Source organism: Thalassolituus sp. UBA3500, from assembly GCF_002377545.1.
In the GTDB taxonomy this organism is placed as follows: domain Bacteria; phylum Pseudomonadota; class Gammaproteobacteria; order Pseudomonadales; family Oceanobacteraceae; genus Thalassolituus.
Map to the genome: position 1 here is coordinate 89,044 of NZ_DFQB01000055.1, position 26,599 is coordinate 115,642.

The window sequence follows — 26,599 nt, forward strand, 5'->3', positions numbered from 1 at the left end:
CGTTATGTTTTCTGCTGAGAAATCGTATTTCTCAATTGTGCTGTACTCCGCTCTGCTTACCGCTTTCAGCACCCTGACTCCGACTGCATTTGCAGTCGTTTCAAAGAGCCAGCCCTCCAGCGCCCAACAGGAAGAGTCCACCTTGCCGGAAACTGCAGCAGCCGAACCTGAGGCTAAGTTACCCGGAACGGAGCAAGATGCCGAAACGACGCCTACGGTCGACAATCTTCCACTCCTCAATGCCAGTATTCCCCCCGGCCAGTTTCAGACCTTGTACTGGAGCCCCGGCCAGTCGTTTGCCAGTATCGACACGCCTGTACCGGTACTTGTTGCTCATGGGAAAAACCCAGGCCCTAAAGTCTGCCTGACCGCCGCGATACATGGCGATGAACTGAACGGTATCGAAATGGTGCGGCGCCTGATGTACCAGCTGGAACCGGTAAAAATGAACGGAACTGTCATTGGCGTGCCGATCGTTAATCTGGATGGTTTTCGTCGTGCCAGTCGCTATCTTTCTGACCGCCGGGACCTGAACCGTTACTTTCCGGGGAGCGAGAACGGTAGCGCGGCCTCGCGTATCGCTTACTCCTTTTTCAATAAGATCATCCGCGGTAATTGCGACTTTCTCGTCGACCTTCATACAGGCTCATTAAAGCGTACCAACCTTCCGCAGATCCGTGCTGACCTCAGTAATGAAACTGTCTTTGAGTTCAGTCGCCACTTAGGTGGCATCACCGTGCTGCATGGTCGCGGTAGTGAAGGCACACTTCGCCGAGCGGCAACCGATCTCGGTATTCCGGCAATCACTCTGGAATCCGGCGGACCAAACAGCCTTGATGAAAGCTCAGTCGATGGCGGCGTAAAGGCACTTGAGACCTTGTTACAGAATCTTGATATCCAACCCACCGTTCGCTTCTGGGGAACGCCTCAGCCCGTGTTTTATCACTCTGAGTGGGTACGCTCTGATCAGGGCGGAATACTCATGTCGGATGTAGAACTGGGCGACAACGTGCGAGCCGGCGATATTCTGGGGCGCGTTGTCGATCCGGTATCCAATACTGGCAGTGATATCGTCTCGCCCTTATCTGGAAAAATTATCGGCATGGCCTTCAATCAGGTCGTACAGACGGGTTTTGCGGCCTATCACATCGGCGAGGCTAAGACTCCGGAAGAGGCTAAAGAAGAAGCGCAGGAAGAGCTGAAAGAAGAAAATCAGGAATCAGGGCCAACTGAGTCGCCGCCCGATGATCCGGAATCAACGCCCACCCCAGAGGACACCGAGGCGCGCGTTAAAAAGACCGGCGATTCCATAAGTGACTCAGAAAGCGGCTCTGAGAATGCTGAGTGATCACTGACGCGTAATACGAGCAGCTGGAATCGTTAAGCAAAATCTGAACACACAGTAACGAAATGTCCTTTTTCAATATGACGAGACTGTCATAAAGCGTCCTTCAATAGCTGTTACTATACCTGCATTGCAGATCAGGTAAGTACAGCATGAATAGAAAATACCTAGGCTGCGGAATTCTGGCTTTTATAGTTGTATCCGCATCAGCCTGCACGCCAGTGCGCTTCAATGAGCGTGAACGACTTTCGCAGCCCGATATGGCCTTTGATAGCACACCACTGAAGAGTGAAATCGAAGCCGATGTCTACAGCGCACGAGAAGGTGCATCCGGTGTATTTACTGGCGGCGGTGGTGGAGGTTGCGGATGCTACTGAGACTGCTTGGCCTGGCCGCCTTCCTGATGATCAACTCAATGACTCATGCGGCTGCGCCTACGACGGATGAGCTTGATAGCATTTTTGCCGCGCGCGGCATCGTTTACCAGCAGGAAGACGACGGCGGCCCGGGAGGCAACCCGACCATCGAAGAAGATGCGACCATCTACGAGGGCATACTGCTGTTTCAACAACGCCTCAATGAAAATAACGCCGCCAGCTTTAAAGCCGTCGGTGACCTGGTCACCGCAGCCTCCTACGATGATGCCCGCGATAAGGCAGAAACTGTCTCTGGCGCGACGGGCTACAACCCTGGGCGTTTTAATCTTGAAGGGCGCTGGAAGTACCGCAGCGACAATCGTACCGGCTTTACTCTTCATACCAGCTACGGACAGGAGTTTGCCTATCGCAGTACTGGCTATGGTTTCGGAGTCTCCCAGTCTCTGAACGAAGAATCGACACAAGTCAGTGCCGATTTCCAGTTCTATGACGATACGGTTCGCATGATCCGCTACGACGGCAGTAAAGAAACCGATGAGCCACGCGATACAGCCACTGCAGCCTTCAGCCTGACCCAAACGGTGTCGCCCATGTCTCTGGTCAATCTATCCTGGATCTACAGTCGCCAGCGCGGCATGCTGGCAACATCCTTTAATTCGGTGCTGTTCGACAATGGTGAACGTGGCTTTGAGCTGCTCCCTGACGAACGTATCCGCAATACTGTATCAGTGCGTTATAAACACGCCATAGGCGAAGACTCGGTTCAGTTAGGCTTGAGTCATTATCAGGATAGCTGGGAGCTTGATGGCCAGGCAGTCGAAGCTCGCTATTTTTATCGTTTAAACGACGGCCAACTAACACTGGAGCCGAGCTACCGGTTTTACACACAAACGGCCACGGAATATTTTTCCGAGCAGTTTACGGCGCCACAAGCGTATCAAACCAGTGACTCCGATCTCGGAGATTTCGATGGTCACAGTATTGGCTTAAATTTATCGTATCGGAAAGCGGGCTGGTTCACCCAAGCGCCGTCAAACTACGATATTGGCTTTAATGTTTATCATCGTTCAGATGATCTGAATTTTTACTGGCTTACCTTAGGTTGGTACACCCCACTATGAAATTAGCATCAGTATTATTTTTACTTTTTTCAGCACTTTTAATGTCAAATATTTCCTTCGCAGGAAACTACACCACGCTGAACAACGAAACCTACAACATAGATTTTAATCAGCCAGAAAAGCCGGTCGTTTTAATCGTCTGGGCCTCATGGTGTGGCTACTGTATGGAAGAAATCCCGCACCTCAAGGAAGAATTAAAAGACCACCCGGAATTCACCTGGCTCGGTCTTAATGTGAATAAAAATCCCGAAGATGGTCGTCTGGTAGAACTAGAGCGCGCCCTCCCCTGGTTATCACTGAGTGACCCAGACCTGGTCATCGGAGATCAGTTCAAAGTACGGGGCACGCCGACTCTGATTGTGCTCAACAGCAAAGGAGATGCGATTTATCGCGGTCGACGGACTGACGACGAATTTAAAGCCGCTCTCGACACTCTTTCGGCAGAGCAATAATTCCGTGGTCTTTGCGCTCAGAAAACTCCGCGCCAAATGTATTTTACTGGTTGGCCTAAGCCTCTTTATTAACCCGTTAGATGCCGCTGAACGCATCAGCGGCACTGCAGAAAATCACGCAACGCCTTCGGTCAACAGGTCCACCAGCCTGATGACCACTACGGTCGATTTTCAGATTCTTATGACCAAAGATAACCACTCTTCTGCGATGGCTAATGCAGCAATAGACAGCGCCATTGATGAAATCAAACGCGTAACCCAGGTATTCTCCGAATGGGAGCCTGGCAGCGAAATCAGTGCAATTAATAAGGCGGCGGGCGTTAAAGCCATCGAGGTATCACCTGAGGTTTTCCGCTTAATTGCAGAAGCGCTGCGCATCTCGGAGCTTAGTGACGGCAAATTCGATATTACTTTCAAAAGCGCAGGCAAACTCTGGGATTTCCGCGCACAGACTATTCCTGACGCCGCCACTCTGCAAAGCGCGGTTATGGCTATTAATTATCAGCACATCATCTTAGATGAAGAAAAACAGACTGTTTTTCTGACGAAGGCAGAAACCCAGATTGGCCTCGGCGGCATTGCCAAAGGCTATGCTATTGATCGTGCCGTTCAGATTATTCGTAACTCTGGTTTTGATGTGTTCTATATCAACGCGGGCGGGGATTTGTATGCCAGTTCCGGTGGCGTTTCTAAAAACAGCACGAAAGACAGTACCAAGCGCTGGAAAGTCGGCATACAACACCCGGACGAAACAGAAAGCCTGATCGCCTTACTGCCTGTCGCTAACGGTGCCATAGCAACCTCGGGCGACTACGAGCGCTATTTCGAAAAGGGCGGCATTCGCTATCACCATATTATCGACCCGGATACCGGGTACCCTGCGGATATGAGCCGCAGTGTTACCGTGCTGACCTCCCGAGCCTACCTGGCTGATGCGCTCGCGACCGCCGTATTTGTCCTGGGCCCAGAGAAAGGCATCACGCTGATAGAAAATATGCCAGAGACCGAGGTGCTGATCATCGACAAGCGCGGACAGATCGTCAGTACGCTGCCGCACCTATCTCCCTGACTCGTGCGCCTTATCTAAAAATGCTCACTCTCGGAAGGGAGGTAGATGAACATCAAGCAGCATGATGTGACGTGTCCTGCCATTTGCCCCGACCCCACCCATCTATTACTATTCGCGCAGATATCACCCATAAGGCTGATTTTATGAATACAGTTGTATACCCGGGCACTTTTGACCCTATCACCAACGGTCACACCGATTTGATCGAACGCGCAGCCCGCATGTTTGATCACATCATCGTCGCCGTTGCTGCAAGCCCAAAGAAGCGCCCCCTGCTGGATCTCGAAACGCGCGTAGACCTGGCTCAGAGCGTACTGGGCCACCTGCATAACGTTGAGGTTGTCGGGTTCAGCAATCTGCTAGCAGACTTCGTTAAAGAAAAGCGCGGTAACATCATTCTGCGCGGGCTGCGTGCGGTGTCTGACTTCGAGTACGAGTTTCAGCTCGCCAATATGAATCGCGTACTGGCACCGAATGTTGAAAGCCTGTTTCTGACACCCGCAGAGCAATACTCCTATGTGTCGTCGACGATCGTGCGTGAGGTGTCAGCTCTGGGAGGTGATATCAGTACACTGGTTCATCCAACCGTCGCTAATACTCTGAAAAAATACCAGACTGAGGCATAATACGGTTCAGTAACCGTGTTTCCTGAACCGTATTCCCTGATGGAGGTTAATCATGGCCTTGATAATTACTGATGAGTGCATCAACTGTGATGTATGTGAGCCAGAGTGTCCGAACGAAGCGATCACTCCGGGAGAAGAAATTTACGAAATCGACCCGGCAAAATGCACCGAGTGTGTAGGTCACTACGACGAGCCTCAGTGCCAGCTCGTATGCCCGGTCGACTGCATCCCACAGGATGAAGACAACATGGAAACCCAGGACGAGCTCGAAGCAAAATACGAGCGCCTGACGGGTAAGAAAATCGCCTGATTTCTCATGCGCTGGTTGCACCCGGCGCCTGCGAGTAAGACACTAGAGCCTCCTGTCACCGGAGGCTTTTTTATGCGCCGCACCTGGCTTGCTGGAGTTTTCGCCACCAGCGCTCTCATTGTCACTTTTTCTACTGCCATTACTGGCTGTGCTCAGAACGATACTCAGCCTGAATCATTCTCTGGCACAGTGGCCGTAGCAAGTGCTCACCCTCTGGCCACAGATGCCGGTCTTGAAATTCTGGCCGAAGGCGGTAATGCCTTTGATGCAGCCATCGCAGTCGCAGCCAGCCTGGGGGTTGTCGAGCCATACAGTGCAGGCATTGGCGGAGGGGGCTTCTGGCTTCTGTACGATGCAGACGAGAAACAATACCGTTTTATTGATGCCCGCGAGACGGCTCCTCAGTCTTTTCACCGGGATTACTATCTGGATGAAACCGGAAACGTCGACCGAGACAAAGCGGTGAACGGTGCAACCGCAGGGGGCATCCCCGGACAACCTGCCGCATTCGCTTATATTGCTGAACACTACGGTAAGTTGCCACTCACACGCTCGCTGGCTGACGCCATCGCGCAGGCAAGTGAAGGGTTTCCTGTCGATCCACATTATCAGAAGCTGATGGGCTACCGGCTTGATGCTGTTCAGCGCTACCCATCCAGTGCCTCTGTTTTTCTTGATGACGGCCGTATTCCAGAGGTCGGTTTCACGCTCAAGCAGCCTGATCTTGCAAATACCCTCAGTAGCATCGCCAACCTGGGTTTTGATGGCTTCTACCGCGGCCCACTGGCGGTGACCATGGTCGACGAGATCAATAAAGCAGGCGGCGACTGGACTCTGAACGACCTCGCCTCATACGAAGTGAAAGAGCGTGAGCCAGTCAAAGTGACGTTGGGTGACACTCAGTTGATCAGTGCACCACCGCCCTCTTCTGGCGGTATCGCGATTGCGCAGATGCTGAAAATGCTGGAGCCGTTTGACTGGCAGAACATGAATGAAGCCGACCAGATTCACCTGCTGGCCGAAGTCATGCGCCGTGCATATCGAGATCGTGCTGAATTCCTCGGTGACCCGGACTTTGTCGATGTCCCGATGAGCAAACTCATCAGTGATGAACGCAATTCAGAATGGGCAGCCAGTATCGATATGAATCAGGCGACGCCAAGCGCCGACCTGAATGGCCCGAAAAATATTCAGGAAGGCTTCCACACGACGCACCTGTCGGTTGTCGATTCTGAGGGTAACCGTGTCTCGGCAACCCTGAGTATTAACCTGCCATTTGGTTCTGCCTACACGATTCCGGGTACGGGCGTTTTGCTGAATAACGAGATGGATGATTTTTCTGCCAAACCGGGCGAACCTAATGCCTATGGTCTGGTTGGCAATGAGGCGAATGCGATTGCTCCGGGTAAGCGCCCACTGTCGTCCATGTCGCCTTCGATGCTGGAATCTGAAGACAGCATTGCCGTCTTAGGCACCCCGGGTGGCAGCCGTATTATCAGCATGGTCTTTCTCGGTGCGCTGGAATATCTACAAGAGAAACCTGTCGAAAGCTGGGTCGCACGGCCGCGCATTCATCATCAGTACCTGCCCGATGTCATTCAGCACGAACCGGGCGTGATCTCGGATAAAGCGATGACCGAGCTCAAGGCACGCGGTCATACTTTCCGGGATGTCGGCCGTGAATACGGCAATATGCAGGCGATCCTGATCGATAAGAAAAGCGGCGAAGTCACCGCCGCTTCAGACCCGCGCGGCATCGGCAGCGCGAAAGTGATCAGCCAGTAGTCCTGGTAAATTCAGGCCGGTTGATACACCCGCATCAACCGGCCCTGACCGTCTTCGCAGGCATAACTGATGCCGCATTCAACGACTTTACTGCGCTCAGTCACTGTGGGGACGTAATACCAGTCTGACTGCACTTTAGTGCGATCCACCGTTAACAGAATAAAACCGTGGGTCTGCACTTCTGCGTATTTAATATGCGGACTGCCGGCCATGATGGTGTTCTCAGCGCTATTGGCAATAATCCTTGGGAAGCCAGGCGAGGTCACTGACGGCGTAACAAACTCAACGGCCAGAGACCCCTCTCCGGTATAGCGGTTGTAGTTGCTCCAGCTATATGGATCGTCACAGATATCAGCGGCAAAAGATGCATGAAGATCGCCAGTCAACACCACCATGTTTTTTACATTCTGACTGCGCACAACATCTAGCAGGCGATTTCGTGTCGCTGCGTAGCCATCCCAGCTATCGAGCCAGAAAGACGCCGCCGCACCGCTGCCAAGAAGATTTTCGAGGTTTAAATAATAGCGCTGAGCCATAATCACCTGCTGTCCAAGTATCTTCCACTGTGCAGAGCTACTGACCAGTTGATCGCGCAGCCAGGCTTCCTGCTCAAAACCGAGCAGCGAGCGGTTTTCATCCATTGCCGTCTGCTGCTTACCCGAGCCAGAAGGTTGTTCGTCGCGCCCCTCGACGCGGGTGTCCAGCATTAACAAATCGAGTAAGTCACCATACTGAATGCGGCGATAAATACTACCGAAGCGGTTTTCTCTCACCGGCATCCATTCAAAGTACGCTTGTTTTGCGGCCACTTTACGCGCTGACCAGTCGCCCTCAGAATCATCGTGATTAGATGCTCCATCTTGCCAGGCGTTGTCTGTGAACTCATGGTCGTCCCAGACACAGATAAACGGGTGTTGCTGATGCACTGCCGCAAGGTCCGGGTCCAGTTTGTACAGTGCGTGGCGGCGACGATAGTCATCAAGTGAGATCGTTTCGTGCGCCGGAGCCAGTGCGCGCTCGTTGCGCAGACTGTCATCTCCGTATTCGTCCTGACCGTACTCGTAAATATAGTCCCCCAGATGAACGACGGCATTGAGATCAGCGCGCTCAGCTAACACCCGATAGACATTGAAATACCCGTGCGGATAACTGGAGCAGGAGACGACAGCAAAGCGCGCCGCATCCGGGCTGCCACTATCAGCAGTGCGAGTACGACCAATGGGCGATGTCTCTCCCATCGCCAGGAAACGGTAGAAGTACGTTGTGCCAGGCATTAACCCTGTCACATCTGCTTTGACGGTGTAGTCACGGAATGCGCCTGTGCGCTCGACGCCACTGGCAACAATGTCAGAAAAGCTATCGTCAGCAGCGACCTGCCAGATCACATCAACATCCATCGCACTAACGGGAGAAAAATGACTCCAGAGTAAAACAGAATCTGCCGTAGGATCTCCGCTGGCAACGCCATAGTTAAAGAAACCCGCGGCTGGAAGTTCTGGCTCCGCAGGTACCTGGCTCATGGCCAGTGCGCCCGGTGCAACACTGACGCTGGCAATGCTCGCGGTACCTGTACGCAGAAATGTGCGACGCGTGACAGACATAATGACTACTCCTTGAAAATCAGCCCGGTATACTGAAGTGCAAAGATGTCAGCTACATGAAGCCCTATAGTCAGACCCGATAAGAGCCGTCGATGGAATCTCAGAGCATTACGTTTATTCTAAAAAAACTGGTCGGCATGACACTGATGCCAGTGCCGCTGACTCTGCTGTGTATACTTCTCGGCTTGTGGTGGTTTTCGCGAGCACCGATAAAATCACGGCTGGCATTTTTCAGCGCATTTTTACTCCTCGCAGTCAGTGCATTTAATCCGGTGGCTGACCGGTTAATTGCACCCCATGAAAGTCATTATCCAGTGTTTGATATAAAGCAACCTGTCGATGCTGTGGTAGTACTTGGTAGCGCCAGCCAGAGTGCTCCAGCAGAAAGCCCAGCGTTTATGAGTTTAGGTAGTTCAGCCATGTATCGTTTGTCAGAAGGCCTGAGGATATTGCGCGCAAATCCCGACGCGATTCTGATTGTGACCGGCTACGCTGGTTTCAGTGCAACAAAACCCCATGCAGAAATTCTTCAGCAGGCGGCTATTGACCGCGGTATTGACCCGTTACGCATATTTGCATTCCCGACCGCACGTGACACTGAAAATGAAGCGTCGCTGACAGAACCACTATTGAGAAATAAGCGTTTCGCTCTGGTAACCGAGGCAGCCCATCTAAAACGTGCGACCGTGTTCTTCGAGCGCGAAGGGCTGAACCCAATTCCCGCCCCAGCGATGTTTATCGGAGAACATCACAGTGACTGGCGACTGGACGCAACTGGCCTCTACAAAACCGAGCGAGCTTTTTACGAAACCATGGGCAGAGCCTGGCAGTGGTTAAAGTCTTTTCTTTAACTGCGATCATGCAGGCCGTTTGACCTCACCAGAAAGAAAGCAGGAACTTTAACACCCGCCCCCCACTCCCAATCTGTATCACTATTTATTGGGAGTCAGTATGAGCATCATCAAAAAAGCGTCAGCGATTTATCATTCACTCGGCAAGAAAGCGAAAGCCAGCGTATCGACTGAGTCCGGTGCATTAAAAGATCAGCCATACGGTTTTAACACCCGCTTCGAAGATCAGCCCGGAACCAACCCGGAAGAATTAATCGCCGCGGCTCACGCCAGTTGTTTCACCATGGCGTTGTCGTTTGCTCTTGAGGGAGAAGGTTACTCCAGTGGTCAGCTGAAAACCGAGGCCGATGTATCTCTCGATAAAGACGGTGACGGTTTCACCGTGACGAAGTCCGCCCTGAGCCTGACGGCACAAGTGGATGACATTGACGGTGACGAATTTGAGCGTATCGCTCAGACAGCAAAAGCGAACTGTCCGATTTCTAAATTACTGGATACCGAAATCACGCTCGAATACATCCTGAATCAATAATTCAGGTGTCAGTGAGACAGCGGCAGGTTCTCTTAACCTGCCGCTTCTGCCGTCAGCTCTGACAGAGTGTGGCGGTAGGTCTCCTGAATTAACCAAGCATCATTACTGGCACGGTGACGAGGGATACTCGCTTCCTGCGTCAGTCTCGCCTTGGTCTCGTCCCAGAGCAGAATCTGAGGCTCAGTCATGATCACTTCGATCGGGCTGATCTGAAACTGCATATTGATCCCGGCAGCATCAAACAGGCGGATCAACCAAGGTTTATCGACTACCCAGCCATCGCTGTACACCGTTTTACCACTCAACATCGCATTGAGTTCGGTCGCAACCTGGTGAACATGACTTCCGTGGCGCGCCAGCATCTCACGGGATATATTGTGAACCCCCTGCGCCGATGTATCCCAGTGGGTCCAGTGTTCCGCCGGAACGATCAGAGAACAGAAGCGAGAACCATCCCCTAACGCCAGACCGACTTCAATAGGGTAACTGTCCGGGCCAAAGCCAGACGCTTCAATATCCATAATGAATGGGGTCGAGATCCTTGGCATTCATTGCCTCCCGCAGCATGCTTGTTGTTTTTGTCATGGCGGCGTCGCCTGCTATCTGCACTGAATCAAAAAGTAGCTTGATGAGTAGTACAGTAAAAACCAATACACTAAAAAGTAGTACAAGCAGATACGTAGCGCGCGCTTTTTTGGATTAACGCTGACATTTTGGGCAGTAGACGGTCGCACGCTGGCCCTGACGGATCTCTTTCAGCGTGGTGGCGCAGTTTTTACACTCTTCGCCGCCGCGCCCGTAGACATAAAGCTGCTGCGCAAAATAGCCCGGTTTACCATCGCCCCCAACGAAGTCACGTAAAGTCGTCCCGCCCTGCTCTATCGCCGCACCCAATACCTGTTGAATGGTCTGTGTCAGCCTTTGATAGCGAGCCTTGCTGATCTTCCCTGCGGGGGTCTGCGGACGAATGCCTGCCAGAAAAAGGCTCTCATTCGCGTAAATATTGCCAACACCGACAACAATACGACCATCCATGATGAAGGTTTTCACGGCTTGCGACTTGCCACGACTCTTCTGAAACAGGTGAGAATCATCAAAGTCATCCGACAGAGGCTCAGGGCCAAGATGATTCAGATGCTCAGAGGTTTCCCCCGGCGCGACCCAGAGCAGCGCACCGAAGCGCCTCGGGTCGTGATAGCGCAGTACGCGACCATTGCTCAGGTGCCAGTCAATGTGATCGTGCTTCATCGCTGGCGCCGAAGGATCAACTAAGCGCAGAGAGCCTGACATACCCAGATGCCAGATGGCCGTGCCCACGGCGGTTTTCACCAGAATATACTTTGACCGGCGGGTCAGGCTGTCGACCGTCTGTCCGACCAGCTGTTGCACTTCATTTTCTACTGGCCAGCGTAATTTGGGCTGGCGGACATCAATGCGCGTAATGGTCTGCCCCTTCAGATATGGGCTGATGCCGCGCAGGGTGGTTTCAACTTCCGGAAGTTCTGGCATACAAACAACAATGGTATGAGTGAAGGGCTAGTTTACCGCTCTGGGCGAGAGAAATGCAGGCATAAAAAAACCCGGCCGGAGCCGGGTTCTTTCAGAAGTCAGATCAATTACTTGATCTTAGCTTCTTTGTACGCAACGTGCTTGCGAACTACAGGATCAAATTTCTTGATCTCGAATTTCTCAGGCATGGTGCGCTTGTTTTTGTCAGTAGTATAGAAGTGACCGGTACCGGCACTTGATACAAGACGGATCTTATCGCGTGGCATAACAGGTCTCCTTAGACTTTTTCGCCGCGTGCACGCAGCTCTGCCAGTACTACATCGATACCTTTCTTATCGATGATACGCATACCCTTAGTAGAGATACGCAGACGTACGAAACGGTTTTCGCTTTCAACCCAGAAGCGGTGGCTCTGCAGGTTCGGCAGAAAGCGACGCTTGGTTTTGATCTGTGAGTGGGAAACGTTGTTCCCGGAAACAGGACCTTTTCCTGTAACTTGGCAAACCTTAGACATGGTTCATCGCCCCGATTTTGTGTGTATCGAACAGATTTAATTCGTTACCAACCGTGGGCGTTAGCTCATCACTTTATGATGACCGTAGACGGCCCTGGCTGAAAAGAGTTGCGCTTTATACCAAAACGCAGACACCCCCGCAAGCAAAAGTGTATTTTTTACACAATATTCCGAAGCGCTGAATCGCTCTTCAAAGCTCTCTAGAGCCAGCCACGCTGGGCGAAAGAGACGGTATGACCATCACCAACCACCAAATGATCCAATACCCGGATATCCATCAACCCCAGTGCCTGCTGCAGGCGCTCTGTAATGGAACGATCAGCCCCACTGGGTTCTGCCACTCCGGAGGGATGATTGTGCGCCAGTATCACCGCGGCAGCCCCTTCAGCAAGGGCCTGTTTAACAACCTCCCGCGGGTAGACCGCTGCCGCATCGATCGTGCCCCGGAATAACTCGCGATACCGTATGACCCGGTTTTGATTATCCAGAAAGAGGCAGGCAAAGACTTCGTAGTCGCGATCTCTGAGTTGTGACTGCAAGTAACGCTCGGTGTCCTGTGGGCTGCTCAAGGCATCGCCACGTTGCATTCCCTGAGCCAGGTGTCGGCGTGCCATTTCCAGCACCGCCTGCAATTGCGCGAACTTGGCCGCTCCCAGCCCCAGAGGCTGACAGAAATCTGCCTGACTGGCTGTCAGTAAAGGCCGCAGACCGCCAAAGTCGGTTAACAGCTCCCGTGCAAGATCGACGGCACTCTTCCCCTTAACGCCAGTACGTAGAAAGATCGCCAGTAATTCAGCATCTGAGAGTGCTCCTGGACCACTCTCAAGTAACTTTTCGCGTGGACGCTCGCTCGCTGGCCAGTCCGTAATCGCCATCCCTACCTCCTTGTAGGTGTGATTGGAGTATGGCTCTACGATATACTGAATTTTTTTTCAGGTCAGGCTGTTTCTACCATGAAAATGCAACAACTCTGCAATCGTCGAATCCTGCTGGGTATCAGTGGGGGCATTGCCGCCTACAAAAGTGCAGAACTGGTACGGGAACTGAAAAAAGCCGGGGCAGATGTGCGGGTTATTATGACCGACGGTGCCCGGGAATTTATCACGCCGCTTACCATGCAGGCACTGTCCGGCAATCCGGTTCACTATGCCTTGCTGGACCCTGAAGCCGAGGCCGGAATGGGGCACATCGAACTCGCCAAGTGGGCTGACCTGTTGCTGATTGCTCCCGCCAGCGCCAACCTGATAGCACGCCTGGCTCAAGGGATGGGTAACGACCTTCTCACAACGGTATGCCTGGCAACCGACGCACCTCTCTGCATTGCTCCTGCAATGAACCAGGCGATGTGGCGTGACCCGGTAACTCAGGCCAATGTGGAGCGCCTACAGGCTGCTCACAAAGAGAACCTGACCATAATCGGCCCCGATGCTGGTGAACAAGCCTGTGGCGACGTTGGCCCCGGGCGAATGATGGAGCCGGCATTAATTGCCGAAGCAGTTGCCAATCAGTTTGAGTCGGGTGCACTCGCCGGTGTCAGTGTTGTCATCACCGCAGGTCCGACTCGGGAAGCCATCGACCCGGTTCGTTACATCACAAATCACAGCTCAGGAAAAATGGGGTACGCCCTGGCGGAAGCCGCTCGGGATGCCGGAGCGCGGGTGACTCTGATCAGCGGCCCAGTCACACTGGATGCTCCTGACAGGGTTAAAGTAGTACGGGTGAATAGCGCTCTGGATATGCTGCAGGCTGCCGAATCTGAGCTTGAGCACTGCGAGATTTTCATCGCCTCCGCCGCCGTAGCAGACTATCGCCCCGCCAAGGTCGCAGACCAGAAAGTGAAAAAATCCGCCGACGAGATGTCGATTCAGCTGGTCAAAAACCCGGATATCGTCGCCACGGTTGCAGCGCATACGCCGCACCCTTTTACCGTGGGTTTTGCTGCTGAGACGCAGGACGTCGAGCACTACGCACGGGGTAAGCTGGCTCGCAAAAACCTCGATATGATTGTTGCCAATGATGTGTCACGAAGCGACATTGGTTTTAATAGCGATAACAATGCGGTAAACGTCTATTGGCCGGAGGGGCAACGCCAGTTCGACGTGATGAACAAACAGATCCTCGCCCGCGAATTGATAGGGCTCGTCGCCGATCACTTCCGACCGGATTCGTCGCAATAACGAATGTAACACTGACTGCCGAACAAATAACTGCTGAAGGAAACGTAATGCAAAAGCTGCAGGTAAAAATTCTCGATCCACGAATTGGTAACGATATTCCACTGCCAGAGTACGCCACGGGTGGCTCTGCTGGTCTCGACCTGCGCGCCTGTATGGACGAAGCCGTCACCCTGAATCCGGGTGACACAGTTTTATTGAAAACCGGCTTATCTGTATACATTGAGGACCCCGCGCTGGCAGGCATTATTCTGCCCCGCTCAGGCCTTGGCCATAAGCATGGTATTGTTCTGGGCAACCTCGTCGGGTTAATCGACTCCGATTATCAGGGTGAATTAATGGTCAGTTGCTGGAATCGCGGCAAAGAACCTTTCACCGTCGAAGTGGGTGAGCGCATCGCGCAATTCGTTCTTGTTCCTGTGGTGCAGGCTTCCTTTGAAGTCGTAGAAGAATTTCAGGAAACCGAACGCGGCAGCGGCGGCTTTGGACACTCCGGGCGCGGCTAAACCTGCTATAAAGCAGGGGGAACAATAATAAATCACCACGCAGCCTGAGTGGCTCAGGGAGAGCAATATGTCAGCGCCTCGCAAGAAGGCTCTTACCATCGTGACGTACAGCCGGATAGCAATCTGGCTGGCACTGCTGTTTATCGCCAGTGGCTATGCTCTGCAAAGTGTTCAGATCAACCTGCTGACGCAGTCCGATGTCGACTCTGCATTCTCTGAAGCCGTTGCCTCTCAGGCTGCCCTTGCACTGAAAACACGCCTGACAGACACCAAGCGTCTGCAATTGGCGGCAAGTAGTCATGAAGCAACGTTAGATTCGCTAGAGACGGGCAACCGCACCTGGCTGAGCGACCTGAAAAGCTTGCTGCCCGGCACCGAAGATATTCGTCTGCTTACCCCGTCACAATCGCAGAACCTGCAGACCGAGTTCAGCTTCGCCGTCCAGGATCTGGTCAACCGCACTCTGCGTGGCGATGACATGAAGCTGGAAGCGGTTAATATTAACGGCGAGCAAAGCTTTTTCTGGGCCAGCCCGGTCCCTGCCACAGGCAAACCTCAGGGTGTATTGCTCGTGCGTTATGGCCGCGACTGGCTGAACGCATTCCGCTCGTCTGTCTCTGGCGATCTTGGCCAGATTCAGGTGATGCAGAAACTGACCCCACAAGAAAGCTCGGGCATTGAAGTGTTCAGTGCCGGAGCAACGCCGGTTAAAAGTGCGAGGCCAGTCACCCGCCCGATCAATGATTACTGGTTTCTGACTTATACACCTTCTGATCACCGTCCGGTGGTCTCGCTCCTTGATCTGTCTTTCCCGTGGATTCTTTCCCTGGTTGCGACACTGAGTGCTTTGCTCGTACTGCTGTTTATTCAAAAACGCATCCTGCAGAAGAATCATCGTCATTTTCAGCAATTCCTCGAACGTTTTTTCAAAGAAGAAATTCGCGAGAATCCGGGGTTCAGTCTTAAGCTGTTCAATGATCTCGCCGATGACGTGCGACTCGCCAGTGAACAGGTTTTCGATCGCCTTAGCAGCGCTGAAACCAGTCTGAAAACCGCCAGCGTCAAAGCCACACCGAAAGCCCGTACCCGTGACGATCTGCCCGAAATTGATGAAGAGCCGGAGCGCCCTGAAATTCGCGAAACATCCGCGACTTACGACGGTAAACCCCTTGATTTTCCGTCGCTGGAAAACAGCTTCCCCGATCATATTTTCCGCGCCTACGATATTCGCGGCATCGTTGAAAAAGAGCTTGATGACGACATCGTCCGCAATATTGGTAAAGCCTTAGGAAGTGCCGTTCGCCAGCGCGGATTTGAGCGCATTAACCTCGCCTGGGATGGCCGACTTTCCAGCGAACACCTGGCAAAAGTTCTGCAGGATGGGTTACTGAGCGTAGGATGCAGTGTAAACCGACTCGGGATGCTGCCTACCGGAGCGCTCTACTTCGCGTGCTTTGAATCAGATACGCCGTGTGGCGTCATGGTGACAGGCAGCCACAACCCAGCTGAATATAACGGCTTCAAAGCGGTAATTGATCAACAACCTCTGTCCGAACAGGAAATACAGGATCTGGCCCAGCGCATTCGCAACCAAGACTACACCCAGGGCTATGCTGGTGCGCGACAGGACTCTATTAAAGATAAATACCTGGAACGCATTACTGATGATGTTCAGGTCGCTCGTGAAATGAAGATCGTTATTGATGCTGGCAACGGCGTCAGTGGGCCGCTCGCTGCGGAGCTTTTCCGTGAATTGGGTGCCGATGTCACCGAGCTTTACTGCGATGTTGATGGCCATTTCCCGAATCATCACCCCGATCCGGGCGAACCAGAAAACCTTGAAGACCTGAAGAACGCTGTTCTTATTCACGGTGCCGATCTTGGTTTCGCCTTCGACGGTGACGGTGACCGCGTCCTGATGATTGATAACGAAGGAAACATCATCTGGCCAGATCGCATGATGATGTTATTACTCGAAGATATTCTGCCTCGTCGCCCGGGTGCAGATGTTCTCTTTGATGTGAAGTCATCCCGCCACCTCGCCCCATTAATTAACCGCCTGGGTGGACGCCCAACAATGTGGAAAACCGGCCACTCTCTGATGAAGCGAAAACTTAAAGAAGTGAATGCGGTTATCGGTGGTGAATTCAGTGGTCACTTTTATATCGCAGAACGCTGGTACGGGTTTGACGATGGTCTCTACACCGGCGCTCGTATGTTGGAAATTCTATCCACTCGCAACGACTCCGTCGCCAATGTCTGCGAGGCGCTACCAGAAGATGTTAGTACCCCAGAACTGACCATCACGACGACAGAAGCGGAGAAGTTCTCCCTCATTGAAGCCCTGAGAACCGATGCCGATCTGACCGCCGAAGGTCGTGTCTTTACTGTAGATGGCCTGCGTATTGAATTCAGTGATGGCTGGGGGCTGGTGCGTGCGTCCAATACAACTCCACGACTGACGCTTCGCTTTGCCGGAGAATCAGAAGAAACGGTCGCTCGCATTCAGGCATTGTTGAAGCAGGCACTTACCCGTCACGCCCCGGAAATACAGACCCCGTTCTGAACAGTCATAGCAACCGGGAAGTGATTAGAGGTATAATCGCGCCTTTGAAAACAACCCGGTTTGCCGACTAACAGGAGCCAGCCAATGCCTCTGACGCGAGACAGCGCCATGAATACCGCCAACGTTCTGAGCGAAGCTCTGCCCTACCTGCAGCGTTTTGTTGGCAAAACCATTGTCGTTAAATACGGCGGCAATGCCATGATCGATGAAGAGCTGAAGAACAGCTTTGCCCGCGACATGGTGATGCTGAAGCTGGTTGGTATAAACCCGATTGTTGTGCACGGTGGCGGCCCTCAGATTGGCGATCTGCTGGCAAAACTGAACATTGAAAGTCGCTTCGTCAACGGTATGCGTGTCACCACCAGCGAAACCATGGACGTGGTTGAGATGGTTCTGGGCGGCCTGGTCAACAAAGATATTGTTAACCTGATTAACCAGAACGGCGGCAATGCCATCGGCCTGACCGGTAAAGACGGTCAGCTGCTGCATGCACGTAAGCTGCACGTTACGCACAAATCGCCAGAACTGGAAAAGCCAGAAATCATCGACATCGGTCATGTTGGTGAGGTGTCGCACATCAATACCTCGCTGCTGAATATGCTGACCAACAGTGATTTTATCCCTGTGATCGCGCCTATTGGTGTCGATGAAGAAGGTCACTCTTACAACATTAATGCTGACCTGGTGGCCGGTAAAGTAGCCGAGGTACTGCAGGCAGAAAAACTGATCCTGCTGACCAATATCGCAGGCCTGATGGATAAAGAAGGTAAGATCCTGACCGGTCTGACGACACAGCAGGTCGACTCTCTGATTGAAGATGGCACCATTTACGGTGGCATGCTGCCGAAGATTCAGTGTGCACTGGATGCTGTGCATGGTGGCGTGAACAGCGCTCACATCATTGACGGTCGCGTTGCTCACTCAACTCTGCTTGAGCTCTTCACCGATGAAGGTGTGGGTACTCTGATTACCAACCGACGCCGCTAAGGAATACGGATGACAGACGCAACGGAAAAGATGTCTCGCCGCGACCAGATCCTTCAGGCTCTGGCGCACATGCTGGAGTCCAATCCCGGCGGGCGGATCACAACCGCGAGCCTTGCGAAAGAAGTCGGGGTTTCAGAAGCGGCGCTTTATCGCCACTTCCCGTCGAAAGCGAAGATGTTTGAAGGCTTGATTACCTTTATCGAAGATACGCTGTTTTCGCGCATCAACATGATTCTCAAGGACATCGACGGTGCGCAGCAGCGGTGTGAAAAAACACTGGGGTTATTGCTGACTTTCGCTGAGAAAAACCCTGGCATGTGCCGTCTGCTTTCGGGCGATGCACTGGCCGGAGAAACAGAAAGGCTGCGCCAGCGGATTGATCAGGTCTTCGACCGCTTTGAGCTTCAGTTCAAGCAAATCCTGCGAGAAGCGGAAGTGCGTGAAGGCCTCATACCACAGCAATCGCCAACAGCACTGGCGAACCTCCTGACGGCTGTTATTGAAGGGCGTATACGTCAGTACGTGCGCACGGAATTTTCTGTTCGCCCAACAGAGCATTGGTCAGCACAATGGGCGTCTCTCAGCCAGATATTGCTGCAGGAAAAAGACTTAAAGATGCCATAAAAAGATTAGCTCTCAAGGATTGAGAGCTGGCAATCGACTGCTGTCGACTTCCTCTGGCAAGGTGCCTGCGGGATACACCGACAGCACTCGCAATCGCTGACGGATAACATCGTAATCCGCATTCAGCGTTTCTAACTTTTCTTCCAGTTCGCGAATGGCAACTTCCGCTCCCTGAATGGCACTTTGATAGTGACGGATCTCGTCCACCAGCGATTCAGACACAGCCGCTCCACGTCGTTCTGTGTTTGCTGCCGCCTGCTGCGCCTGCTCTAATTTTTCAGTGAGATCCGTAATCCGCCGCGCCTGCAAATCCTTCTGAGTGATCACTTCGTCAGACTTTCTCTGCAGGGCTCGATCTACATCCGCGACCGTAGAGTAGATACGCATCAGGTCTTTATCCTTCTGCTTACGCTGCTCTATGCGCTTATTGCGGGCTTCCTGCTCAGCCTTGAGGCGATCACGCTCGGCGATTTCTTCAGGCGTCAATTCACGCGGTACACGCTTTACCAGCATCCCACGGGAGTTGAGAACATCGTATCCAAGCGGCGCCAGCTCTGCGGGCACCGAGTCTTTGATAACAATTTGTCCGTCTACATTGAACCGATAAACATTGCCTGCTGCCAAAGATGCGCATGCTAATGCGCTTATAGTTGCACCAACCAACAGCCGCCTGAACATAGGTCTCCCGGGTTACTTAACGCCGTATTGATCCCGATAGGCTGTAATCGCGTCTGCGTATTGCGCCAGCTCCGGATTTCCAGACACATAATCTAGCACCTGATTCAGGCCTACGATACTGGCAACAGTGATACCGAAGTCACGTTCTACCTCTTGAATGGCCGATAATTCGCCCTGACCACGTTCCTGACGGTCGAGCGCGATCAGCGCCGCCGCCGGAGTCGCACCTTCAGCTGCATTGATCATTGTCATCACTTCACGGATCGCCGTGCCAGCCGTGATAACGTCGTCTACAATCAGAACACGGCCTTCAAGCGGAGCACCAACCAGATTACCACCTTCACCATGCGTCTTGGCCTCTTTGCGGTTAAAGACATAAGGAAGGTCTTTCTGGTACTGGTCCGCCAATGCAATAGATAACGCAGCAGACAGAGGGATACCTTTGTATGCAGGGCCAAAGACAACATCGTATTCGATGCCGGAGTCTTCTAACGCCGCCGCATAAAAACGACCCAGGCGCGCGAGTGCAGACCCTGTGTTAAACAAACCAGCGTTGAAGAAATAGGGACTGATGCGTCCGGATTTAAGAGTGAACTCACCAAAACGTAGTACACCCTGCTGGATAGCAAATTCGATAAACTCTTTCTGATAGGTCTGCATAAGGAATCCTGAATTGTCGTCGTGGGCCAGCAATGAAAATTAAGAAGAACAGGCGATCCAGCCGGGTTATCTCCTGTTTTTGCAAGACCCGTAGCCATATAGGTGCCACAGAAGAGTGCAGCGGCCTAATTGGATGCGGTATGATACACCCATCGATAACCGGGAACCATGTATGAGGATAATCACACTTCACGTTGACGGACTAGAGCAGGCAGTGAAAAACGGCCTGTATCAGTGGCTAAGCAGTGCCGATGTTGACGTCGTAGCCATACAGAACCTCAAGGCAAAAGAGTATCAGCTGTCTGACGACGTACTCTACCCGGAAGGATTCAACGCGTACTTTTTCGATGCTGCCGAAGATAACTACAGCGGCGTCGCTATCCTGACCCGCGATGTCCCGAAGGCCATCATGACGGGCTTAGCCCACGCCGAATGGGATATGCAGGGTCGCTTCATTCAGGCTGACTTCGACCACGTCAGTGTGGCCTCAGTTCTGTTTCCAACGATTGATGAGCACAACACGCTTGACGACAAACTCGAGTTTCAGCAGGTGTTTCTTGAGCATTTGCAGAAAACCCGACGCAAACGTCGCGAGTTTATTTTCTGTGGCAACTTCGAAGCAGCGCACAAGACTGTTGATATCCAGGATTGGAAAAATGCACAGGATACTCCCGGATTTATGCCAGAAGAGCGTGCCTGGTTTGATCAGGTATTCGGGCCGGTAGAGTTCACCGATGCCTTTCGTGAAGCAAACTTTGGTGAGAATCAGTTTACCTGGTGGCCCGATGAAGAAAGCCAGCGCCGTGATCAGAACGGCTGGCGTATCGACTATCAGATCTGCACACCGGGAGTGCGTCAGTACGTTGTTGAAGCGCGTGTCGAAAAAGCACCTCAATTCGGCAAGCATGCTGCGGTGCTTATCGAATATGAGTTTGATGAAGAGATCTGAAAAACCAGATCTTAAAATAGAAATTTCCAGAAGAGATAACTCTGGAACAAAGTGAAAAGGCCAGCGAACCCGCTGGCCTTTTTCGTATCAGGACGCCAAAGCCGCCTTCTGCAACTCTGACAGTTCGCCGATAGCCTTCTGGGCATGCGCCAGCATGGCAGTCAGCTCTTCACCAGAGAAGGCTTCGCCTTCTGCCGTGCCCTGAATTTCTACATAACCGCCTTTCTCGGTCATGATGACGTTCAGGTCGGTCTCGGCGGTTGAATCTTCGGCATAGTCCAGATCCAGTACGGCTTCACCGTTATAAATACCGACAGACACTGCAGCGATCATCTGCTTCAGTGGCTCACCTTTCACTTTGCCGTTTTCTTTCAGCCAGTTAATGGCGTCTGCGAGAGCAACACACGCACCAGTGATTGATGCGGTACGCGTGCCACCGTCGGCCTGAATCACATCACAGTCGATGGTAATGGTGTTTTCACCCAGCGCTTCGAGGTCAACAGCAGCACGTAAGCTGCGGCCAATCAGGCGGGAGATCTCAACCGTACGGCCCTGCTGCTTACCTTTGGCAGCTTCACGAATCATTCGCGATCCGGTCGAACGTGGCAACATACCGTATTCTGCGGTAACCCAGCCCTGGCCCTGACCGCGCAGGAAAGGTGGCACTTTGGTTTCCGCACTGGCCGTACAGATGACTTTGGTGTCGCCGAACTCCACCAACACAGAGCCTTCGGCGTGCTTGGTGTAGTTCCGGGTGATGCGTACTTCTCTCAACTGATCCAGTGCGCGGCCGCTTGGTCTCATAATGTGTCCCCTGTCTCTATCTATGGCTTCTGTAGCTATGGCTTCTGTCACAGCGCGCAGTATACAGAGAATCCCAACGGTTATTCAGTGTTGTGAAATTGAAAGATCATTTTTCCATGAGAGCCAGCTGACTACAAAAGAGATCTGAAACACCCCCGCAGAGTAACAATAGGTTTTATTTTGTTTCACTCTGTTCTAGTGTTTCAAAATGTAACTGTGATTATTGCAATAGATTCAGCCACTACTAATAAATCTCTCAGTTTTTAAATAACAATCCCTCACCTTCGATAACACAAACGAACATATCACCATAGTTCGCAACGATATATTCCACTCAGGACACCTTCTCAAACAGGAAGGTTACAAACAACGCGACACGTCGACACCGTCATAACTGATTTTTCTATGCCATCGACAGCACGCAATTTATGAACAATCTGAGTTCTGACTATGGATATACAAAAAACAGCACTTATCTGCACCATCGCACTCATGCCATCAATGGCAGTAGCAGATGACCACGAACATGAATGGCCTGAGAGCTATACCAGCCTCGGTATTGAATACAACTACTCTCTGATCGCAGAAGGGCGTACCGAAGATACCGACGATAACATCACTGATTTTCATGGGTACGGCATCAACCTCACCCACCAGTACAACCCACTGTTAAGTATCTATGCTCAGGCAGCCATGGCGGAGAGCGAAACCACTGAATCAGAGGCTGATATTGATGTGGAATCGTATTCTGTCGGCCTTAGATTTCATCCGTCTGCGTTTCATTACGGAGACTGGCGGGCGTTCGCTGGCGGCGGTTACAAGTACAACAATTATGACATCGCATCGAACACCTTAATCGGTAGTAGTGAAGTCAGCGAAAACGCTCTGTTCGCTGAGGCAGGGTTGCAGAAATTGATCTTCGATCAGCGCTTTATTGCTGAGGCGGGTGTGCGCGCGATTGGTGAAGTTCAGGATACCTACATTGATTTCCAGCCCTTTCTTGGTATTTCGGTTCTCTTCGGGCGTAGCTACGCCAAAGCGATGGAACCTGTGGTTCTTGATAGTGACGGGGATGGCGTCGTCGACGGTGACGACCAGTGCCCGAATACTCAGGCAGGTGCTGTCGTTGATGCGACCGGATGTGAAGAAAAAGACTCTGATATGGACGGCATCCTCGACAAGAATGACGCGTGCCCTGATACACCAGAGGGCGCAAAAGTAGACGCTCAGGGTTGTGCAGAAAAACTGACGGTAGAAGTCCGCGAAAATCTCTATATCGCCTTCCCCAGCAATAGCTCTGCCGTGCCACAGGAATCCGTAAAAGAACTCGAGAATATTGCCCGCCTGATGAAGGAATACCCTTCAACTGAACTCCAGGTGTTCGGCCATACCGACAGCCGTGGCTCAGCCAGTTACAACATGCAGCTATCTGACGCACGTGCCAGTGCTGTAGGGAAGGTGCTTTCAGCGGAATACGACATCTCGTTAACCCGAATTAACTCTCAGGGTATGGGCGAAACTGCACCCGTCGCCACTAACGACACGCCCGAAGGACGCGCCAAAAACCGCCGAGTGGAACTGGTTCTGCGCCAGCCTGAATAAAACCGGAGATATTTATGAAAAAGCCCAACTTTAAAACCCCATTAACCTTGCTGGCTGCCGTCGTCCTGACCGCGTGCGGTGGCAACGGTTCAGATTCAGAAGGCCGACTGGGAAGTAACGACTCCGCTGTTACTGATCCGGTGGGTTCAGACCAGATCGACGGAGCCGTAGGTAACGGTGATGACAATGGTGGCAACAATAGCGCACCGGGCACTGTAGACCCAGTATGCTCCGGAGACAGCCAGTTCGCAGTGACAGAATTCATCCCGACCAGTGCTGCTGAAAATGTTTCTATCGCAACGAGTGTCCGGGTGACCTTTAACACGGATCTGGATGAAGGCTCTGTCGACGCGACCTCCGCCTTTTTATCTGGCGGTAGCGCAGGGTCTGTTGATGCAAGCCTCTCAGTTAACGGCAACGCACTGCTCATTAATCCTGTTAGCGGCTTAGAGGAAGACACTCTCTATACAGTGAACATCGGTGCGGGCATCACAGCAGACTGTAGCGAAAATATTGCACTAGGTGCTGATACATCCTCTGACTTCACTACCGGAGGGGTGGAGGATGAGGATACAACAGCCCCTGAAATATTAATTTCCACACCAGATTTAATGGGATTATTACCTGTCGATATTACTCTGGTTATTGATTTTTCAGAGCCACTCGACAGTAGCACCGTAAACTTCGACAGCATTTATGTTATTCCTGTCGACAGTGAAGGTTCGCCAATTCCAGGTAGCGGAAAAATCGAAGGTGAGTTCTCATTCGATGGCAGCCGGGTCCTCTTTACCCCGAGTGAACCACTGAATGGCGAAAGCTTCTACCTGTTAGAAATTAACACCAATATTGAAGACCTTAGCGGTAATCCACTCGCAGCAATCAGCACAAATATCTTCCGTACTGAGAGCCTGACTGCGGTGATTGAAGGGATACTCGGTGGTGGATCTGGCGACAATCCATTAGCTGACCTGCAAGCTGCACTCGAAGATCTGGCCGGCAACCTTATTAATATTGTTGAAAACGGTAAAGAAGAGCCTGGTGATGAAGGTGGAGACGGCGGCGTACGAACCGATCCGCAGGCTCTGTTCGAGCTGCCATTAACCCTGGCTGCATTAATTGCCGCAGGCTCAGAAGAACTGCTTGCCCTGACGGGGTTGTCTGAAGAAGACCTCGGAGATCTCGACAATTTTGCGGACCTCCTCGACCCATCCACTCTGGCACAGTTGCAGGACCTGCTGACCCAGTTCGCAGATGACCCTCAGAATTTCGATCTGCTCGAAGCCTTTAACTCGGGCGACTACGACCTGGTTATTCTGGAGATCTTCCCACTATTGGTAGATGGCGAACTGACGCCAGAGCGCCTGACCGAGTTCAGCTCCGTACTGATCGCTGTTTGTGATCCTAAGGGCAACGCCACAGGCACAGAAGCAGCCTGTACTCTGTCAGTTAACATTGGCTTCGGCAGCTTCAGCGAAGGCGTTCAACAAGCTTTTGCCGATGCACTGGCTAACGGCGACCCGGCGGCACTGGCGCAGTCTTTCCTGACGATTGGTGAGCTTGTCTTCAGCGAAGGTGGACTGGTCGATATTCAGGTTCTGGATGACAGTGGCCTGCCTCTACCGGAAGCACTCGAAGCGCCGCTGATTGATCTCCTGAACCAGATCGGCCAACTCCCTGTTCTGGGGGCGCTGACCAATCAAGAAGATATTACCCGTCTTGTTGATGTTGAAGTGCTGAAGACATCACTGGCCAACGTCGAAGCAGGCAAACTGCTGACTCTGACAGTGATATCTAAAGACCTCGTGAATGCAGGTGCCCTGACCGACCCGAACCTCGACCCCGGTTTATTGCAGGTAGGTGGTGCACTGATCGACGCACTCTCAGATGCAGGCCTCGACCCGTTATTTGATGGCCTGTGCCGCATACGTCTGTTGTGCACAGACTGATTTGGGCATAGCCCAGCACCTCGGGGCCAGGGATGCCCCACTTCACTCTTTGGGGCTTCGGCCCCTTTTTTATCTCCGTCAAACACAACTAAACCGGCACGTATTCGTATATCCCTCCGCAAACATCTAAAATAGTTATTCGCTAATCCATATTGAGGTTTTTATGGCCTACAGCATGACCGCTTTTTCCAGAAGCACTATTGAAACAGAAGCCGGGCGCATTAACTGGGAAATTCGCTCCGTCAATAGCCGTTACCTCGAACTGCATTTTCGACTACCGGATGAGTTCCGTGATTTAGAACCCGTGCTACGCGAAAATATTAAATCGACATTAAATCGTGGAAAAGTTGAAGTTTTCCTGAGGTTTCAGCCCTCACAACAGCAACAAAACTTGCAGGTCAATCAGGAACTGGTTGCTGCATTGAACAGTGCCGCAGACAAAGTTCATGAAGTGATTGGTCCGGGCAACGCGTTAGACGCACTCAGAATTCTTCAATGGCCGGGGGTTCTGGAAACTACCGCAGCCGACATAAAAGGGCTTCATCAAAGCGCACTGACGTCATTTAATGAATGTATCGAGTCATTACTTTCAGCGCGTCTGCGTGAAGGTGACGCACTGGTTAACCTGATACAGCAGCGTTGTGCAGAAGTCCTGAAGCTTTCTGAACAAGCCGATAAAATTGTGCCCGAAGCCATTGCCGCTCAGCGCACTCACCTGTTAAACAAACTGAATGAGTTAATCGAAAATCCGGATACCGAACGACTCGAACAGGAAATGGTATTGCTCGCGCAAAAAGCCGATATTGCAGAAGAAACCGATCGGCTGCGTACCCATATCGACGAAGTTCTCAATATTCTGCAACGTGAAGAGCCCATTGGCCGACGACTGGATTTTATGATGCAGGAGTTAAACCGCGAAGCGAATACGCTTTCATCCAAAGCCATGCGTACGGAATTGACGCGTATTGCGGTCGATCTGAAAGTGCTGATCGAGCAGATGCGCGAGCAGGT

Annotated in this window: 28 protein-coding genes; 19 read left to right on the plus strand and 9 right to left on the minus strand. The window is 52.2% G+C overall.

All coding sequences use genetic code 11. From position 1 onward, the window contains the following. Positions 1 to 4: 4 nt before the first annotated feature. The 8 genes from B2R29_RS13450 to ggt all read left to right on the plus strand — a co-directional run bounded on the left by B2R29_RS13450 (position 5) and on the right by ggt (position 7,085). Positions 5 to 1,348 (plus strand): succinylglutamate desuccinylase/aspartoacylase family protein, encoded by a 1,344-nt coding sequence (locus B2R29_RS13450; protein ID WP_301181535.1) that lies wholly within the window; start codon positions 5 to 7, stop codon positions 1,346 to 1,348. Between the two features lie 149 nt (positions 1,349 to 1,497). Continuing rightward, on the plus strand, positions 1,498 to 1,722 hold the full coding sequence (locus B2R29_RS13455; protein ID WP_301181536.1) for a DUF4266 domain-containing protein: 225 nt from the start codon (positions 1,498 to 1,500) through the stop codon (positions 1,720 to 1,722). Further along, positions 1,713 to 2,843, plus strand: coding sequence for a DUF3570 domain-containing protein (locus tag B2R29_RS13460; RefSeq protein ID WP_301181537.1), 1,131 nt, complete (start codon positions 1,713 to 1,715; stop codon positions 2,841 to 2,843). The genes B2R29_RS13455 and B2R29_RS13460 overlap by 10 nt, the downstream gene beginning before the upstream one ends. Before the next feature lie 41 nt (positions 2,844 to 2,884). Then, positions 2,885 to 3,295, plus strand: coding sequence for a TlpA family protein disulfide reductase (locus tag B2R29_RS13465; RefSeq protein ID WP_301181538.1), 411 nt, complete (start codon positions 2,885 to 2,887; stop codon positions 3,293 to 3,295). Positions 3,296 to 3,446: 151 nt separating this feature from the next. Beyond that, a complete protein-coding gene (locus B2R29_RS13470) occupies positions 3,447 to 4,364 on the plus strand; it encodes an FAD:protein FMN transferase (RefSeq protein ID WP_301181539.1) in 918 nt (305 codons plus the stop codon). Between the two features lie 143 nt (positions 4,365 to 4,507). Continuing rightward, positions 4,508 to 4,990: a pantetheine-phosphate adenylyltransferase gene (coaD, locus tag B2R29_RS13475; RefSeq protein ID WP_068436960.1), complete on the plus strand. Its 483-nt coding sequence runs from the start codon at positions 4,508 to 4,510 to the stop codon at positions 4,988 to 4,990. A 52-nt stretch (positions 4,991 to 5,042) separates the two neighbouring features. After that, complete coding sequence (locus tag B2R29_RS13480; RefSeq protein ID WP_301181540.1) at positions 5,043 to 5,300, plus strand: YfhL family 4Fe-4S dicluster ferredoxin; 258 nt, start codon at positions 5,043 to 5,045, stop codon at positions 5,298 to 5,300. Between the two features lie 72 nt (positions 5,301 to 5,372). Beyond that, positions 5,373 to 7,085, plus strand: coding sequence for a gamma-glutamyltransferase (ggt, locus tag B2R29_RS13485; protein WP_301181541.1), 1,713 nt, complete (start codon positions 5,373 to 5,375; stop codon positions 7,083 to 7,085). Between the two features lie 11 nt (positions 7,086 to 7,096). Here the strand turns inward: ggt and B2R29_RS13490 are convergent, their stop codons facing one another. Beyond that, positions 7,097 to 8,686 carry an alkaline phosphatase D family protein gene (locus tag B2R29_RS13490; RefSeq protein ID WP_301181542.1) on the minus strand — a complete coding sequence of 530 codons (1,590 nt, stop codon included), beginning with the start codon at positions 8,684 to 8,686 and terminating at the stop codon, positions 7,097 to 7,099. Positions 8,687 to 8,778: 92 nt separating this feature from the next. On the opposite strand from B2R29_RS13490, the gene B2R29_RS13495 reads away from it, so the two are divergent. Together B2R29_RS13495 and B2R29_RS13500 are read left to right on the plus strand one after the other, a co-directional pair. Then, the gene (locus tag B2R29_RS13495) at positions 8,779 to 9,537 is read left to right on the plus strand and encodes an ElyC/SanA/YdcF family protein (protein ID WP_301181543.1); all 759 of its coding nucleotides are present in this window, start codon (positions 8,779 to 8,781) and stop codon (positions 9,535 to 9,537) included. 100 nt (positions 9,538 to 9,637) lie between these two features. Beyond that, a complete protein-coding gene (locus B2R29_RS13500; protein WP_301181544.1) occupies positions 9,638 to 10,069 on the plus strand; it encodes an OsmC family protein in 432 nt (143 codons plus the stop codon). 32 nt (positions 10,070 to 10,101) lie between these two features. Here B2R29_RS13500 and B2R29_RS13505 read toward each other — a convergent pair whose 3' ends face one another. The 5 genes from B2R29_RS13505 to radC form a co-directional block, all read right to left on the minus strand. After that, positions 10,102 to 10,617 carry a hypothetical protein gene (locus B2R29_RS13505; RefSeq protein WP_301181545.1) on the minus strand — a complete coding sequence of 172 codons (516 nt, stop codon included), beginning with the start codon at positions 10,615 to 10,617 and terminating at the stop codon, positions 10,102 to 10,104. Between the two features lie 151 nt (positions 10,618 to 10,768). Further along, positions 10,769 to 11,578 (minus strand): bifunctional DNA-formamidopyrimidine glycosylase/DNA-(apurinic or apyrimidinic site) lyase, encoded by an 810-nt coding sequence (gene mutM / locus B2R29_RS13510; protein ID WP_301181546.1) that lies wholly within the window; start codon positions 11,576 to 11,578, stop codon positions 10,769 to 10,771. Between the two features lie 107 nt (positions 11,579 to 11,685). Next, a complete protein-coding gene (gene rpmG / locus B2R29_RS13515; RefSeq protein ID WP_068438531.1) occupies positions 11,686 to 11,844 on the minus strand; it encodes a 50S ribosomal protein L33 in 159 nt (52 codons plus the stop codon). A gap of 11 nt (positions 11,845 to 11,855) precedes the next feature. Further along, complete coding sequence (gene rpmB / locus B2R29_RS13520; RefSeq protein WP_068438718.1) at positions 11,856 to 12,092, minus strand: 50S ribosomal protein L28; 237 nt, start codon at positions 12,090 to 12,092, stop codon at positions 11,856 to 11,858. A 200-nt stretch (positions 12,093 to 12,292) separates the two neighbouring features. Next, a complete protein-coding gene (gene radC / locus B2R29_RS13525; protein ID WP_301181547.1) occupies positions 12,293 to 12,967 on the minus strand; it encodes a RadC family protein in 675 nt (224 codons plus the stop codon). Positions 12,968 to 13,051: 84 nt separating this feature from the next. On the opposite strand from radC, the gene coaBC reads away from it, so the two are divergent. From coaBC to slmA, 5 genes are all read left to right on the plus strand, one after another. Beyond that, positions 13,052 to 14,269: a bifunctional phosphopantothenoylcysteine decarboxylase/phosphopantothenate--cysteine ligase CoaBC gene (gene coaBC / locus B2R29_RS13530; RefSeq protein WP_301181572.1), complete on the plus strand. Its 1,218-nt coding sequence runs from the start codon at positions 13,052 to 13,054 to the stop codon at positions 14,267 to 14,269. Between the two features lie 47 nt (positions 14,270 to 14,316). After that, positions 14,317 to 14,772, plus strand: a complete 456-nt coding sequence (gene dut, locus B2R29_RS13535; RefSeq protein ID WP_301181548.1) for a dUTP diphosphatase — start codon at positions 14,317 to 14,319, stop codon at positions 14,770 to 14,772. A 67-nt stretch (positions 14,773 to 14,839) separates the two neighbouring features. Then, positions 14,840 to 17,338, plus strand: coding sequence for a phosphomannomutase/phosphoglucomutase (locus tag B2R29_RS13540; RefSeq protein WP_301181549.1), 2,499 nt, complete (start codon positions 14,840 to 14,842; stop codon positions 17,336 to 17,338). Between the two features lie 84 nt (positions 17,339 to 17,422). Next, complete coding sequence (gene argB / locus B2R29_RS13545) at positions 17,423 to 18,325, plus strand: acetylglutamate kinase (RefSeq protein WP_301181550.1); 903 nt, start codon at positions 17,423 to 17,425, stop codon at positions 18,323 to 18,325. A gap of 9 nt (positions 18,326 to 18,334) precedes the next feature. Further along, positions 18,335 to 18,949, plus strand: a complete 615-nt coding sequence (slmA, locus tag B2R29_RS13550) for a nucleoid occlusion factor SlmA (RefSeq protein WP_301181551.1) — start codon at positions 18,335 to 18,337, stop codon at positions 18,947 to 18,949. A 12-nt stretch (positions 18,950 to 18,961) separates the two neighbouring features. Here the strand turns inward: slmA and B2R29_RS13555 are convergent, their stop codons facing one another. After that, positions 18,962 to 19,573: a hypothetical protein gene (locus B2R29_RS13555; RefSeq protein WP_301181552.1), complete on the minus strand. Its 612-nt coding sequence runs from the start codon at positions 19,571 to 19,573 to the stop codon at positions 18,962 to 18,964. A gap of 66 nt (positions 19,574 to 19,639) precedes the next feature. Continuing rightward, positions 19,640 to 20,287 carry an orotate phosphoribosyltransferase gene (gene pyrE / locus B2R29_RS13560; protein ID WP_301181553.1) on the minus strand — a complete coding sequence of 216 codons (648 nt, stop codon included), beginning with the start codon at positions 20,285 to 20,287 and terminating at the stop codon, positions 19,640 to 19,642. A gap of 172 nt (positions 20,288 to 20,459) precedes the next feature. Between pyrE and B2R29_RS13565 the strand changes: the two genes are divergently transcribed. Further along, complete coding sequence (locus B2R29_RS13565) at positions 20,460 to 21,236, plus strand: exodeoxyribonuclease III (RefSeq protein WP_301181554.1); 777 nt, start codon at positions 20,460 to 20,462, stop codon at positions 21,234 to 21,236. Between the two features lie 87 nt (positions 21,237 to 21,323). Here the strand turns inward: B2R29_RS13565 and rph are convergent, their stop codons facing one another. After that, entirely contained in the window at positions 21,324 to 22,040 is a 717-nt protein-coding gene (rph, locus tag B2R29_RS13570) for a ribonuclease PH (protein ID WP_301181555.1), read from the minus strand. 450 nt (positions 22,041 to 22,490) lie between these two features. On the opposite strand from rph, the gene B2R29_RS13575 reads away from it, so the two are divergent. From B2R29_RS13575 to B2R29_RS13585, 3 genes are all read left to right on the plus strand, one after another. Further along, complete coding sequence (locus B2R29_RS13575; protein WP_301181556.1) at positions 22,491 to 23,642, plus strand: OmpA family protein; 1,152 nt, start codon at positions 22,491 to 22,493, stop codon at positions 23,640 to 23,642. 14 nt (positions 23,643 to 23,656) lie between these two features. After that, positions 23,657 to 25,588, plus strand: coding sequence for an Ig-like domain-containing protein (locus B2R29_RS13580; protein WP_301181557.1), 1,932 nt, complete (start codon positions 23,657 to 23,659; stop codon positions 25,586 to 25,588). A 163-nt stretch (positions 25,589 to 25,751) separates the two neighbouring features. After that, positions 25,752 to 26,599 (plus strand): YicC/YloC family endoribonuclease (locus B2R29_RS13585; protein ID WP_301181558.1); only part of this gene is annotated, 848 nt, incomplete at its 3' end.

Bases quoted from the DNA above. Each gene is read 5' to 3' on its own strand.
- B2R29_RS13450 (WP_301181535.1), top strand. From the start codon at position 5: ATGTTTTCTGCTGAGAAATCGTATTTCTCAATTGTGCTGTACTCCGCT.
- B2R29_RS13455 (WP_301181536.1), top strand. From the start codon at position 1,498: ATGAATAGAAAATACCTAGGCTGCGGAATTCTGGCTTTTATAGTTGTA.
- B2R29_RS13460 (WP_301181537.1), top strand. From the start codon at position 1,713: ATGCTACTGAGACTGCTTGGCCTGGCCGCCTTCCTGATGATCAACTCA.
- B2R29_RS13465 (WP_301181538.1), top strand. From the start codon at position 2,885: ATGTCAAATATTTCCTTCGCAGGAAACTACACCACGCTGAACAACGAA.
- B2R29_RS13470 (WP_301181539.1), top strand. From the start codon at position 3,447: ATGACCACTACGGTCGATTTTCAGATTCTTATGACCAAAGATAACCAC.
- coaD (WP_068436960.1), top strand. From the start codon at position 4,508: ATGAATACAGTTGTATACCCGGGCACTTTTGACCCTATCACCAACGGT.
- B2R29_RS13480 (WP_301181540.1), top strand. From the start codon at position 5,043: ATGGCCTTGATAATTACTGATGAGTGCATCAACTGTGATGTATGTGAG.
- ggt (WP_301181541.1), top strand. From the start codon at position 5,373: ATGCGCCGCACCTGGCTTGCTGGAGTTTTCGCCACCAGCGCTCTCATT.
- B2R29_RS13490 (WP_301181542.1), bottom strand. From the start codon at position 8,686: ATGTCTGTCACGCGTCGCACATTTCTGCGTACAGGTACCGCGAGCATT.
- B2R29_RS13495 (WP_301181543.1), top strand. From the start codon at position 8,779: ATGGAATCTCAGAGCATTACGTTTATTCTAAAAAAACTGGTCGGCATG.
- B2R29_RS13500 (WP_301181544.1), top strand. From the start codon at position 9,638: ATGAGCATCATCAAAAAAGCGTCAGCGATTTATCATTCACTCGGCAAG.
- B2R29_RS13505 (WP_301181545.1), bottom strand. From the start codon at position 10,617: ATGCCAAGGATCTCGACCCCATTCATTATGGATATTGAAGCGTCTGGC.
- mutM (WP_301181546.1), bottom strand. From the start codon at position 11,578: ATGCCAGAACTTCCGGAAGTTGAAACCACCCTGCGCGGCATCAGCCCA.
- rpmG (WP_068438531.1), bottom strand. From the start codon at position 11,844: ATGCCACGCGATAAGATCCGTCTTGTATCAAGTGCCGGTACCGGTCAC.
- rpmB (WP_068438718.1), bottom strand. From the start codon at position 12,092: ATGTCTAAGGTTTGCCAAGTTACAGGAAAAGGTCCTGTTTCCGGGAAC.
- radC (WP_301181547.1), bottom strand. From the start codon at position 12,967: ATGGCGATTACGGACTGGCCAGCGAGCGAGCGTCCACGCGAAAAGTTA.
- coaBC (WP_301181572.1), top strand. From the start codon at position 13,052: ATGCAACAACTCTGCAATCGTCGAATCCTGCTGGGTATCAGTGGGGGC.
- dut (WP_301181548.1), top strand. From the start codon at position 14,317: ATGCAAAAGCTGCAGGTAAAAATTCTCGATCCACGAATTGGTAACGAT.
- B2R29_RS13540 (WP_301181549.1), top strand. From the start codon at position 14,840: ATGTCAGCGCCTCGCAAGAAGGCTCTTACCATCGTGACGTACAGCCGG.
- argB (WP_301181550.1), top strand. From the start codon at position 17,423: ATGCCTCTGACGCGAGACAGCGCCATGAATACCGCCAACGTTCTGAGC.
- slmA (WP_301181551.1), top strand. From the start codon at position 18,335: ATGACAGACGCAACGGAAAAGATGTCTCGCCGCGACCAGATCCTTCAG.
- pyrE (WP_301181553.1), bottom strand. From the start codon at position 20,287: ATGCAGACCTATCAGAAAGAGTTTATCGAATTTGCTATCCAGCAGGGT.
- B2R29_RS13565 (WP_301181554.1), top strand. From the start codon at position 20,460: ATGAGGATAATCACACTTCACGTTGACGGACTAGAGCAGGCAGTGAAA.
- rph (WP_301181555.1), bottom strand. From the start codon at position 22,040: ATGAGACCAAGCGGCCGCGCACTGGATCAGTTGAGAGAAGTACGCATC.
- B2R29_RS13575 (WP_301181556.1), top strand. From the start codon at position 22,491: ATGGATATACAAAAAACAGCACTTATCTGCACCATCGCACTCATGCCA.
- B2R29_RS13580 (WP_301181557.1), top strand. From the start codon at position 23,657: ATGAAAAAGCCCAACTTTAAAACCCCATTAACCTTGCTGGCTGCCGTC.